Source organism: Candidatus Bathyarchaeota archaeon (assembly GCA_026014685.1).
Taxonomy (GTDB): Archaea; Thermoproteota; Bathyarchaeia; order Bathyarchaeales; family Bathycorpusculaceae; genus Bathycorpusculum.
Genome location: JAOZHW010000007.1, coordinates 1 through 12,529 on the forward strand (window position 1 = coordinate 1; position 12,529 = coordinate 12,529).

The 12,529-nt window shown below is 36.8% G+C and carries 12 protein-coding genes and 1 tRNA gene; 8 read left to right on the forward strand and 5 right to left on the reverse strand.

The features are described 5' to 3' along the window. Positions 1-22: 22 nt before the first annotated feature. Positions 23-147: transfer RNA gene (locus tag NWE96_04295), tRNA-Leu, on the forward strand. 42 nt (positions 148-189) lie between these two features. Here the strand turns inward: NWE96_04295 and NWE96_04300 are convergent. The 3 genes from NWE96_04300 to NWE96_04310 form a co-directional block, all read right to left on the reverse strand. Then, positions 190-1,140 (reverse strand): site-specific integrase, encoded by a 951-nt coding sequence (locus NWE96_04300; GenBank protein MCW3983197.1) that lies wholly within the window; start codon positions 1,138-1,140, stop codon positions 190-192. Between the two features lie 228 nt (positions 1,141-1,368). Further along, complete coding sequence (locus NWE96_04305; protein ID MCW3983198.1) at positions 1,369-3,189, reverse strand: hypothetical protein; 1,821 nt, start codon at positions 3,187-3,189, stop codon at positions 1,369-1,371. Further along, positions 3,167-3,838: an AAA family ATPase gene (locus tag NWE96_04310; GenBank protein MCW3983199.1), complete on the reverse strand. Its 672-nt coding sequence runs from the start codon at positions 3,836-3,838 to the stop codon at positions 3,167-3,169. The genes NWE96_04305 and NWE96_04310 overlap by 23 nt, the downstream gene beginning before the upstream one ends. A gap of 336 nt (positions 3,839-4,174) precedes the next feature. Between NWE96_04310 and NWE96_04315 the strand changes: the two genes are divergently transcribed. The 4 genes from NWE96_04315 to NWE96_04330 all read left to right on the forward strand — a co-directional run bounded on the left by NWE96_04315 (position 4,175) and on the right by NWE96_04330 (position 7,312). Next, positions 4,175-5,173 (forward strand): hypothetical protein, encoded by a 999-nt coding sequence (locus NWE96_04315; GenBank protein MCW3983200.1) that lies wholly within the window; start codon positions 4,175-4,177, stop codon positions 5,171-5,173. Between the two features lie 351 nt (positions 5,174-5,524). Next, positions 5,525-5,800: a hypothetical protein gene (locus NWE96_04320; GenBank protein ID MCW3983201.1), complete on the forward strand. Its 276-nt coding sequence runs from the start codon at positions 5,525-5,527 to the stop codon at positions 5,798-5,800. Continuing rightward, positions 5,794-6,087: a hypothetical protein gene (locus NWE96_04325; protein ID MCW3983202.1), complete on the forward strand. Its 294-nt coding sequence runs from the start codon at positions 5,794-5,796 to the stop codon at positions 6,085-6,087. Before NWE96_04320 ends, NWE96_04325 begins: the two co-directional genes overlap by 7 nt. A gap of 475 nt (positions 6,088-6,562) precedes the next feature. Continuing rightward, positions 6,563-7,312 (forward strand): hypothetical protein, encoded by a 750-nt coding sequence (locus NWE96_04330; GenBank protein MCW3983203.1) that lies wholly within the window; start codon positions 6,563-6,565, stop codon positions 7,310-7,312. Between the two features lie 45 nt (positions 7,313-7,357). On the opposite strand, the gene NWE96_04335 is transcribed toward NWE96_04330, so the two are convergent. Then, positions 7,358-8,824 (reverse strand): MBL fold metallo-hydrolase, encoded by a 1,467-nt coding sequence (locus NWE96_04335; protein MCW3983204.1) that lies wholly within the window; start codon positions 8,822-8,824, stop codon positions 7,358-7,360. Between the two features lie 140 nt (positions 8,825-8,964). Here NWE96_04335 and NWE96_04340 point away from each other — a divergent pair, with 140 nt between their 5' ends. After that, positions 8,965-10,092, forward strand: coding sequence for a radical SAM protein (locus tag NWE96_04340; GenBank protein ID MCW3983205.1), 1,128 nt, complete (start codon positions 8,965-8,967; stop codon positions 10,090-10,092). On the opposite strand, the gene NWE96_04345 is transcribed toward NWE96_04340, so the two are convergent. Next, the gene (locus NWE96_04345) at positions 10,085-10,837 is read right to left on the reverse strand and encodes a hypothetical protein (GenBank protein MCW3983206.1); all 753 of its coding nucleotides are present in this window, start codon (positions 10,835-10,837) and stop codon (positions 10,085-10,087) included. The genes NWE96_04340 and NWE96_04345 overlap by 8 nt on opposite strands. A 134-nt stretch (positions 10,838-10,971) precedes the next feature. Here NWE96_04345 and NWE96_04350 point away from each other — a divergent pair, with 134 nt between their 5' ends. After that, positions 10,972-11,217 (forward strand): helix-turn-helix transcriptional regulator, encoded by a 246-nt coding sequence (locus NWE96_04350; protein ID MCW3983207.1) that lies wholly within the window; start codon positions 10,972-10,974, stop codon positions 11,215-11,217. Between the two features lie 921 nt (positions 11,218-12,138). Continuing rightward, complete coding sequence (locus tag NWE96_04355) at positions 12,139-12,423, forward strand: hypothetical protein (protein ID MCW3983208.1); 285 nt, start codon at positions 12,139-12,141, stop codon at positions 12,421-12,423. Positions 12,424-12,529 lie beyond the last annotated feature (106 nt).

Here is a 12,529-nt window from a genome sequence, read left to right on the forward strand (position 1 = left end):
CCGAACAGTATCGGATGCTGGTGGCGGGGTATCCGAGCCAGGTCTAAATAGGTGGCCAGACACCGCAAGGTGCACCTAAGATATGGAGGAGGACTTAAGATCCTCTGGCGCAGGCCTTCGTGGGTTCAAGTCCCACCCCCGCCACCAATATGGTAAAATAACCAGAGGGTTTACGAAATCGGGTGATGATTAGAATTTGCGTTTTCTGAAGAGTTTATTGCCATCAATTTCGCAGACATAATCAAAGCCTGCTTCAATCAAGATGCAAGCTTCATTTGTTGTTTTAGCTACTTTTGAAATGTATTCAGTTTCGTTTTTGAACAATGTTTCAGCTAAACTGATGTATCTTTCTGTGTTCTCCGTGCTTTTATGTCCCAGTATTTGCTTGACGTGCAGTATGTCTTTGGTTTTATGGTATTCCATCGTAGCCTTCCAATGTCTAAAAGTGTGGAAGGTTATTTGGTTAATTCTTGGGTTCTTAAGCTTGTGAGCTACTTTTTTACGCTGGAATGCGTAGTCGTCTCGGAAGTTGTCAAGTGAATTGCTGGGGTTACCAAAGATTTTCTGTCCATATTTTCTTGGGTAGCATTCGAGCATGGCTAATAGCTTCTGGCTTAGTTTGCATATTCTTGGGTTACTGCCTTTCTCTGGAGTTATGCGTATGGTTCCTGTTGCAGTGTCTAAATCTGTCCATTTTAGTGTCCATGCTTCTCCACTTCTTATCCCTGTTTCTTTGAGCAATAATAGAAATGTGGCTATTTTTGTGGTTACTGCTGCTATTAGTTGGTCAAGCTCGTTTTCTGTGGGTATGAATGGAATCTTGTTGACTACTTCATAAGTTGGTGGTGTCCATTTTCCTCCTCTCATTTTGAGGAAATTGTTGTAGGCGTTTACTGCGTTAGCTTTTCTGCCTGTGCTCCAACTTTGTTTTGCTATGACTTCTTTGATTGATTCAGGATCATACAGATTTGCGCCCCTTTTTACAAGTACCTCTATTAGTTTTACGTCGCCTTCTATTGTTGCTTCAGCGTATCCTTGCTTTTTCATCCACCATAAGAATTCAAAGATTACTCCTTTAGAGTCTGCAGCGAATTCTTTGTCGCCCTCCCGCTGGGCGTTGACTTCGGGTTTAGTTGACAAGTTTTTCGACCTTTCGTCGCATACTTGTTGAGTAATTGTGTACAAAGAAGTCCTATTTATGGAGGGCTGAATTCTGTGTCTTTCAGGGAAACTGAATCTGTATCCGCAGATTCTGCAAAGGTAACGTTGAACTGTACTGTCATCTGGTAAACGACGCTTGCCATCCTTGAATAGTTTATCAGAATGACAGTTTGGGCAGTTCAACGATTAACGTCTCTATTACAGGTTTTATGATTTGGCAGTTTCTGGGATGCAGATTGTTTTGTTAGTATCTGTAAAAACTACAGACCAAACATTGTCTGCTTTTTTGACGACTTTGAATCCAAAATATTTAGACAAAAGCAAGTTATGGGTTTCAATGTTGCTGTTGGCTAAATTGCACTCCACGTTACTCCAGTATCTGTTATTATCTTGGTTGAAGTAGCCTTCAAGTTTTGCGAAAGGTACTTCTTCTCCAAGTTGCTCAACGTTTTGTTCTTTGTAAGCTTTCAAAGTAGCTATGATATCCTTTAGGTAATTTGGGAACTTTTCGTAAATCATCATTTGAAATTGCCATTCTGTTTCGAGTGTTTTTGAAATGTTTGCTATACTTTCAAGGTTAATGTTTACCAATTGCCCAACATAGCCGTCTGCTTTAACCAGAAGTTGTTCAACGATTTCTTTGGATATTCCAGCGTTATTTTGTCTTAGATTGACAAATTCAAGAAGCATATCTATGATTGCACAGTTTAAGGCGCCGCCTCGAATGTGCCTGTAAGCTCCATAGCCATGTGTTCTTAGGAACTCCTTGATTGACCTGTCTTCTATTTGACTTGCAAGGTTATTGACATTCGATTCATAGTTTGTGATTGGTGTTTCAAACCATGTTCTCACTGTTGCATCTTTGAAAAGTCTCTGAATCAGTGGATATGCGTATTCTTCGATGGAACGGAAGAATTCAAACCTACTATTCCATGCTGTTTCATCTAAACTTTGTAGGCTTTTAACCCTCTGGTAAACGCCGTCTCCTCCATAAACTAAAAGTCCTATACGTCGTCCAAGTGCATTGTGGTTTGAACCCAAAGAATCGATTAAACTTCTGAATGAAGCTATTTTATCAGTGTCATAACCAGTAGGGTTTGCAGTGACAACAAACGTACATTGACCTTCAACTTCAAGGCTTCCAAAAGCTGTCGATGCACTAGCCTTACCTTTTTCCATGAAAGTTAACATAAACCTAAAGATTTCATGAGCAGATTGACTCTCAAGCTGTTCGATGCACACTGGAAGAGTTTGGTCTTGAACCAGACCTTCAGAGTAACGATTTTCTGTGCGAGTACCAATTAGAGAAACAGGAGTTACTTTATCCCTACGTATTCCCGCAATGTCGTAAATGTAGCTCTTGCCCGTTGCTGGTCCTGTGCATAAAAGCGCATGAGGACAATAAAGCATGTCAACTCCTCTCAATATCGTTGCCTTAAAAACGGTTTTTAGTCGCGGGTCTTTTTCGGATTGGAATGACAAAAGTTCGTTTTCCACAAAGCTGTTCCAGTCAATTTTATCTAGAAGCGCTGTGTCAGCCAAGCGTAAAATAGGTTCGTATAGAATCTTATTGTCGATTAGAGTTGATGGATCAAAATTTATGGAATTAATTGGGTAGTAATCAAGCAGTTTAGTTACCCTTTTCTTTACCACAGTCGGCATACTTTCCCAAAGTTCAGTGAATGGAAGTAGGTCTGTTGGCGAGTATAACTTCAAGGGATAGGCGTTTCTTCCAGGAGTTATCAAACCTTGAGTGTCAAGGAGTAGGATTGGAGGGTTAGAGTGTGACCTTAAATTAGGCTTAGCTTCAAATAGTGTCCATGATTTGTCAAAGATTACCTCGCCTGTCTTTAGTTGTCTGGTGATTGATTTACTGTAGATTGGTTTGATATATTGAAGAGGGGTCATTTTTCTAAAGTATGCTGAAAAGTCTACTATGCCAGTGAGACTTTCCAGTTGTTGGTTAGGATTTTTTGTTTGTAGAACCACTGGAGACAAGCTGTCCTTAGATGTATTGCTCGAGTTCATTTATCGCACCTCGAAGGTCACCTCTATTAGTTAGTATGGTTTGTAGTACTCGTTGGCTCAGTTGTTGGACTCTTAAAGGTCCCTTTTCTTGCATAATTATGTAATTTAGTCTATCAAGCATGTCTTGGGGGCTTATTGGCTCAAATTTAAACTTTGTAAGCCGCGAAAGAAGGGGTGCTGTAATGGCTGGATGGTCTGGTTTATTCCAAATAAAAATAAACCTGACAAGATCAAAATACTTCGGGTCCATCATTTTTCTCAGAATTGTTTCAACTGTTGAGTTGAGTTTTTCACATTCATCCAAGATTACTAGTTTATATGACGGTAAGGGTAAATTCACGCGCAAGCCCGTTATGTCATGCGTTGTTATGCTCAAACCGCCTCTTATCCAGTTACCCAATGTATTGCAGGCTTCTTCCTTGCTAAGCTTTGCTGCTTCGTAAATTCTAAAGTTATAGTATTCGGCGTCTTCACCATAGAGAGCTTGCGCTAAGCAAACAGCTGTTGTGGTTTTTCCAGTGCCAGGATTACCTACAAAGGCTAAGTTTGGTATGTCTTTTGTTAGTAATCTGCTGTTCAAAAAAGAGATTACATGATGTTGACCGATAACTTGATTTAGGTTTGTTATAGGGTATTTTGCTAGAAGCATTGTAATCTACTCCTTTGTACACAACTTTAGTTGCTCAATGTTGGCTACTGATGAAAAGATTTTTACCGAAGATTCCTTGCGGTCGTAGACGCATATTTCGTCACTATTGTAGCTGTTCTTTTTGTGTTTAGAACTTAACCAACAAGGTTCAAGTTTGTACCTTGTGGTAAGGTCCAAAACTTTTTCGTCAAAGGAAGCTTGTTTTCTATTTTTAGGTTTTTTACAGATTTTTTTTCTATTCATTTTTTATCACTGGGAAAAACTCTGGTCAACAAGTTTATAATGTCTATCGAATATAGTCATTAATCATTGATAGACAATAAAGTGAAAGACAGCATGAAACAGAAAAGGGTTAGTTCGCCAAATCGCATATCGACGGAAGAGGAGGTTTATGCCAAAGCCGAAAACATCTTTTTTTCAGAACTTAATCTTAAGATGCCCAAGACAAGACTGCTAATACTTTTGTATCTTGCTCAGGCAAAGCCAGCCAACCCCAACAACCCAATTGAGTTGCAAAATGAAAAGATCTATGAAAAAACTCATACCACACGAACTAACGCGTTACACCACTTAGACGCCCTGTTAAGTGAAAAATTTATTCAGATTGTTCGCCAAGATGAATACAAAAATCGCGGAAGTAAACTAACTTACAAAGTCACTACAAAGGGGCTGGTTGTAGCAATAATTTACCATGCTACCCCATTTTATGAGATCTTTAAACTAAAGCTACCATGGAATCCTCAATCTGAAGAAGGTTGTGATTCAGCATTCTATAACCCAAGAAAGGAACCTGTTAAAATAGAAGATCTGGAACCCCATTGTTATTACTTAAAGGAAATACCCGTTCTTATTGAAAGTAATCAAGAATTATTCTCAATAAGGTATAACGATCTAAATGACGAGCAAAAAGAGATAGCTAAACGAAGTGCAATTTTCGCAGCTTATGATTATGCAGACAAACGATTGCCGCTTTTTGAATCAGTAATCTGTAACAAAGGTATACCAAAAGGTCTTCTAAAGGCAAGCCAGCGGTTTCCTTATCTTAAGGAACAAATAAAACAATCGCAAGCTGATCCGTTTAAGACTGAAAAACATGAGGCAAAAGAATTGGCGCCTGACGATGATTTCATCAATCTGTTCTTAACTCAGCCGATTCTTAAAAAATGGGAAAATTGGCACAAATGGGTTGATTTAATAGTAGGAACGCCAAGTCTAAAAAGAAGGCTTACGTCTAATTTGACAGAGAAGGTGAATTTTATGGTTATGAAGCGGAATTCACTTTTGACTCAAATAAATTCAATTAAACAAGTTATTAATTTAATTAATCAATGGTAATTTAATACAAACCAATTTTTTTAGTTTTTTAGTTTTTTAGTGGAATAAGCCCCTTATGTACCAAATTCGAATAAAATATAAAAATAAAACTGGAAGATAATGCTCATAATTCTTAAATAGTTCCAAATTATTTATATCTATACACATTAAACGATTTTTGAGGAGTTTTTAATTGGGTGTAATATGCTTTAGTATTGACTCCAAACTGGAAGAATCCTTTAGAAAAAAAGCAGGAGAAATCTACGGAGCCAGACGGGACAGCGTAGGTATAGCATTGAGACAAGCGATCAAGAATTTTCTAGAAGTCAGCAATGACAACTTTAAATAAAAAATATCGTGAGGTGAACAAATATGAAAATAGGAAATGAAATCTTATCAAAAAAGACAACAGGACTAAGCGCAAAAGACCATGATGAATTTGAACGTTTTAAAGAACAAAGAAAAAAGAAAACACAACAAAAAGAAAAAGAAGAAAAAATTACTGCTAAAATGCCAAATGATGAGGGGGATGCAACCGACACTGAGATAGCAAAACAAAGAGAAGACCTTGCAAAAGAAAAACACGCATACGACGAACTAAACAACATTAAGAACAAACAACAAACACAGAGGAATGCAAATTGGTAGATTTTTGTGACAAAAACAAGTTGCTAATCAAACAACTTCAAAAATATCTTGAAACAGCCGACCATGACTTTCTGGAGATTTGCGGAAAACTATTGCTGGAAGGACGAGCCATACCGGACATTAGAGGAACAGTTTGGGAAATACTGCAAGATTTAGATGCGATGGGGCTGATAACTATAGAAATTAAAGTTGAGCCAGACTTAGATAATCTAAGAAAAATCAAAAAAGGCGATATTATTGTTCATCCAAAAAAATTAAATTTGGATTTAGATGGTCTTTTTTCTTAATTTTTTTTTTAAAAAAAAAACTGCATTGCAGGAACACGTGAGATAGCGTGTGTGCACGAGCGAGATATAGTGTGTGAGAATGAGCGATATAGTTTGTGAGAGCAATTTACTCATACTCATAATACTCAACACATAACTACTCAACCCAAAAGGAGTACTCAAGTAAGTACTCACTAAGAAAGTTAGATAGTTCTCAAGATGATACTCACTAAGAAAGTTAGATAGTTCTATCCTATCCAATCACATGAACCAATTCCACTCTTCAAATAATAAAATAAACCACTTACGATTGTAACAACTGTGTGGCTTCTCGGTTCGCCGGTTCTGTTTTCATAATTTCGCAGAATGCTCGAAGACCTAAAAGGTCGAAGAGCACACAGGACGGTTGGGTCTTACACACAAAGAACAAAATCTGTGTAAGATCTAATTTAATTCTTTTATACGAGTGAACAGGTAATTAAACAAAAGACCACCTATGTCAACAAATCATGAACGGGGAAAAAAGGCTGAAGAATTTTGTAAGAAGTGGCTTGAAAATTCATTTAAAGATCGCTTTTCAAAAAAGAATTTACCTGTAGGATTTAAAAAAGATGGAAAAATTGCCCAACACAGTTTCGATCTTGTATCAAGCGACAACCAAGTTGTAGCAGAGGTCAAATCACATCAAATAACCAAAGGTGGAAATAACCCATCAGGAAAAATTGCAGATACCTATTATGCTTGTAGTATGCTTGAAAAAGTGAAATCAAATAGAAAATTATTGCTTCTTACTGATGAGCAATTCTATAATCTTTTCAAGCGTTATTCTGATGGCAAAATAGCCGAGGATATAGAAATTATCCAAGTAAATATCCCAGTTGATTGGAATTGCATTGTTGTTAACAAATTTGACGACTTGACCACATTTCCAAATATGGCCTTTGAAGATTTTTGGCAGGAATTGGCTGAGTATCTTTCTAATGAACGAGAAATAAGTAATTGGACAAAAGACAAAGGATATTTTGGAGAGAATTTTCTTGCAGGCCCGCTCTTAGGAAACTATGTTACTGTTAAAGCTCCTTCTGCAACTGTAATCCAAAAAGTGCCCAAGAGGGATTTTAAGATTATATATGAAAAGTGGAAAGATTATCTTAATGGAATTGAAAATAGAGGCAATTTAGCAAAAGACAGCCGATTTACAAAATATACCATAAGCATAATTCACGAGTTACTTGACAAATCATAATGTCCTTTCCATAAGTATTGCGCTACCGAAAATTGAAAATTGTGCCTAAATGGCATAGCTATCTCCAATCTTAGTTGGAATAATAACTTTTTTGGACCAATTCTTGAAAGCATCTGCATTTTCAGTGTGGATAGGAATAACAACCTTTGGAACTACATAGTCGATGAACTGCTTTAGATGCAGACCAGAAGCGTGTCCCGATACATGGGTTCTGTTGATTTTCATTCCAAAATGGTTTATCCAGTTCTTGACTCTGTTCCAGTCTATCTTCATTTCAGCATCAAAAGGCTCACAAGCAGACTTAATGTAAACCGAACCCTTGCATGGCTTAACATCAATCATTTCTTTTAAGTCAAAGTTGCTGCAAAACATCAAAAATTCATCTTGATTTTCCCGAACTTCTTGGTAACAAATAGCCCTATCAAGATAAGGCCTCTCCCAAGTATCATAATCTTGATTGCGAATCTTTTTATCACAAGAGCTATCCCCTATCATGCCCCAGCTTTTCCTAGCTGCATAAATCTCTATGTTCTCATCCTCCAATTTAGGCGCTAACGTGTCTGAGCATTTTGACAGTTGATCAAGCAAATAAGCCTGTTTTAGTGAGATAGCCAACTTTTTACCCATATGCTTTGCAGCATTAAGAAACGACAACATACGATCTGTATCTCTAATTGACCAATTACAAACCGAGAGCCCCTTAGCCTTACTTGTATAGCTACAAATTTCTTGTTCAACATCAATTTCTTTCTTGTCTGAATCCGAGTCTATCCGTGTCCCCTCAATTATTAAGACATCTGGCTCTGCCGATCTACAAGCATCCATAAACTCTTGTGTCTTTTTCTCTCGTCTACCATGAAAGCGAAAGTCACCCGTGTAAACCACTGTTCCTGAAGAAGTATGAATTATGTATCCAGTTGCCCCCGGCAATGAATGATCAACCTGATAAGGCTCAATAGTCAAATGTTTAATCTTGAAAGACTCTCCAAACTTGAAAGTGCGAAAATCTCTCTCAATTAACAAATCTTCATGAGTCTGAGAGGTTTTACGGCTCAACTCACCTTTCTTGTTAATGTAAGTCTCAAAACACCTAACTAACTCCGTAAGATCGTTAAAACTTCCAGCGCCCGTATCGTTCATGGCCTTTAGTATGGAAAAAGTCTCGGGTGAAGAATAGATCGGCAAATCCTCCCGCAAGTGATTAATGTAAGAAGCATGATCCGCATGAGCATGAGAAACTAAAACCCCATCAAAATCAAGCTCTTCTTTTTCTATTCCCATATGTTTTAGAAAATCTTGTCGATAAATACCCTTAAGGTTCGGAATAAGCCCGAACTCAAAAAAATCGCCCAACCCATTACACTTTCTCGGCTGCAAAAATTCTGAAAAATACCTATTTGCAGTGCCAAAACTCATGCCGAAATCAAGAAAAACTCTCGCATCTTTATCTTCAAGAAGAATCTTGTTACCGCCGATCTCGTTAACGCCGCCATAGAAGGTTAGCTTAACCATGCCATCGCCTCTTTGATTGCATAATAATGTGAAAGTCTTTTAAGAATCTTCCAATGTGCAACATATTGAGATTAAAATTATTCTTGAATGCCTTAGAGCTATTTCAATAGGCTTATTACTAGCTTCATTATTGAAATTTCATGGAAAAGAAAATAATAGAAGTAGCATGCAAAACCTTCATGGTTGATGTCAGCCAGTACCCCTTGAACTTCCTGATTTTCCCTCACAGGCTCACAGGTAACAGTTACGTTGGCTGTGAACACAACTGTGTATACTGTTATGCACGATGGTACTGCAAACAAAACGAAATAAAAGTAAAAACTAATTCCCCAGAAATCCTACAAAAAGAACTACAAAACCGGATAAATAGAGGAAAACACCGAGAACCACTATGCCTTGGCTCCATCAGTGACCCCTACCAACCCATTGAAGCTAAATACCAACTAACAAGAAAAACCCTACAAGTCTGCGAAGAATTGAGTTACCCACTAATCATAGTAACCAAATCCGCTTTAATCCAAAAAGACATCGATATCCTAAGTTCTCTAGCCCAAAGAAACTTTGTAGCAGTAAACCTAACCATTACACCACTTGCAAATAAGGTACTTAAAAAACTGGAACCCCACGCACCCTCAAACAGAAAAAGACTAGAAACTATAGAACATATGACCAAAGCTGGAATACCCTGTAACCTCTACCTTTCACCTATTTTTCCACTTTTTTCTGACGAATTAATTGATGACTGCTTGGAGAAATCTGCTTTAGCTGGAGCCAAATGTTGCTCAGCCATTCCGTTAAAGATTAGACCTGTAATTTGGCATAGTATAAAACAATTCTTCAATTCAAACTTGAATCTACTCATCAAAGAACTCGATGAGCTATATCTTACAGAACAGGCTCCTGATTTGGTAACAAAATACTATGATTTATACTTCAAGAAAGGAACCAAAGACCTCTCTGGATACAGATTGCCAGAACTATCTTACAGACGCAAAATGATGGAACATATTGCTAACAAGTGTAAACAGCTTGGTATGTGCTTTACAAGCGAGGAATTTCTTGATCTATGGACTACACCCTATTCTGATTGTGTAAACATCGATGGCTGGAATGCACCCACAGCTTACGATATCTTAAAAAAAATAAAAAACCAACCAAAAGCTAGCAAAGAACAGATCATTGAATTAATCAAGAAACAGTTTATCCTGGATGATAAATGGGTTAAGTTAGCCAATAAGCATTGGGATAAAATTGAGTTATTTAGTTAACAATCAAAAGCAAACTTATTATTTTATCAAGTGTTTCAGTGCCTGTTGTTAAACCATTTAAATAAATGTTGAAAAGCTCTTCAGGTAGCTTTAATGCCCTTAGCGTCTTGCCGCTTTCTAATAATTTTACTCGATACTCAGTGCTGCCGATATTATGGTCCTTTTCAAAGGTTAATTCCCAGTTGTTTGCTTTGAATGTCTTTAAGGTATAATCTTTAACTGGTGTTAAAATATTTTTTTTGTCTAATTCTTGAAAACTCCAATTGTCTTCATATTTTAAACCTATTTCGTAGTTAGAACTTTTCAAACCAACTCTGAAAGTTCGGATGGTAGTTTCTTTAGGCATCTCTCCATTTGGTCTTTGATAATTCATCCATTGTTCATGCTCCCATTTCAAATATTCAGCCACATTTCTGCTCGGAACTATGAAAAATCTGGGCAACTGATTCTCTCGCAGAAGCACGAAACAATAGAATAAGTTGTCGTCAACTATATCTTCATTTTTTTTATCCATAATCCATTCATAGTTTGAACCAAAAGGTTTAGTGTTGTAAAGTCCGGTTTTTTCATCAGTTGTTTTTACTTCTACGATTATTCTTTTGCTATTATTTGGGTTAACAGCAAAGATGTCCATGTGCTTAGTTTTTCCCAAAGTTGGTGTTGCTAAATAACCATGTACAAATAATTGAGCTACTGTGAAGAATTCGCCTGCAAGCGACTTTTCGTTTTTACCAAGTTTGTGCATTCTGACATCAATTTATTTGCTCTCATCTTGCATAAGTTCTTTTTGGTGAACTTAGTTCTTACGTGAGTGTTACGATGTTTTCAACGGGTAAGCCTCTCTTTATTAGTTAGGGCTATATGGTGCAAATATCAAAGATGTTTGATGATCCTTCAGTTAAAATCCTGCTATTTATCGGCAATAAGGAAGTCAGGTTTGCTGACCTTACAAAATTAATTTCAAGTCGAGGAGCATTATCATCGAATCTTAAATGCTTAGAGCAAGACGGCTTAGTGAGCAGAAGGGTTGTACCGAGCAAGCCAATTCAAGCCTATTACTCTTTAACAGAGAAAGGAAAGAAAGCAGCCAAGAGCTTTTCTGATCTAAAAGTGCTTCTTCAGTAAAAGTTCTCAGTAACACTATCAAATCTAAGTCACTATTAAATCTCTAAAGTTGTTGAAAAATGAGCCTTTTGACTGGAAGAATATTGAGTATCTTAGAGTAGACATTGTTTTTTAGATGTCACTTAAACTTTTTCAGTTAAGGTTTAGCTGTTTTTCTGCGATTCTAAAACAGTTTCAAAAGTGACATAAGAAACCATGATGCCCTGTTTAAGGCTAAAGAATTTGTCAATAACTAATGCTTTGTCAATAACTAATTCAAATGGGTAAATCGCAATCAACCTACAACTATCCTTCTTTAGAAATTCAAAATACCAATCGACTCGAACATTAATTTGAATAAAAATTGTTATATCAATGCCTTAAAGCAAGAAAATAGAACTTTTTCTTTTGGTTAAAGAGACCTTAAGTGTTTAAGTTATTAGAAAAGCGTTCGATAAATATCCAAATAGTAACAAACAGTCTATTTGGACTGATTTCTCCTAACTCCATTCAACATATTAAATCCAAACATGATTTATGCACTACACGATTCATAATCTATTCCCATCAGTTAACCCCAAGTTGCAGTAGTAAAAGAATAGTAAAAATGGCTTAACATACAAACAGATTTCCCTTCCAGAATTTCTTTTTCAGCTTCCAAACACATCTTACAGGAAAACGATTCTAAGCTATCGAAAATATATTTTGAAGGATAAACTTAGGATAGTAAGAACTATGTATACCTTGAAGCAAAAAACCATACTTAGCTGTGTACTTCCAAATTACTACTGGAAAACAACAGAAATGAAGTAAATAAAATACAACAGGAAAAGCTCGAAGGCTGTTCTTAAAGACAGAACATAGCTGGGTTCCTTAGAGACCTTCCTTTTAATAGCTTAATTTCAGATGCTTTAATACCGACTTTCCTTATTAACAGTTCCAATGACTAACAGGGCACCAAACCTTTGCATCCGAGATATTACCTTAGAAATTGGTAACTTTACAGTAGTGGCTAAAGTAGTAGCTAAGTCCAAAACTAAAGCAGTAATCGAAGACGACACAGGAAGAATAACACTGAACTTGCACGGTAAACAAATACAACAAGTCCAAGTAGGGCAAACAATCAAAATCTCAGGAGCCTTTGCCCAAACAAAAGACGGGTTTATGGAGATCAGCTCTTGGAAAGAAATAGAAAGTATACAAAAAAGCGCATTCAAAAGCTTATAAACAGAATTATCCGAATTTGTTGGATATGACACCTGAGCCCCTTTCTTTGATTTATCGGTGAAATCTACTTCCAATACTATCACATTACCAAACTCAATAGATTTAA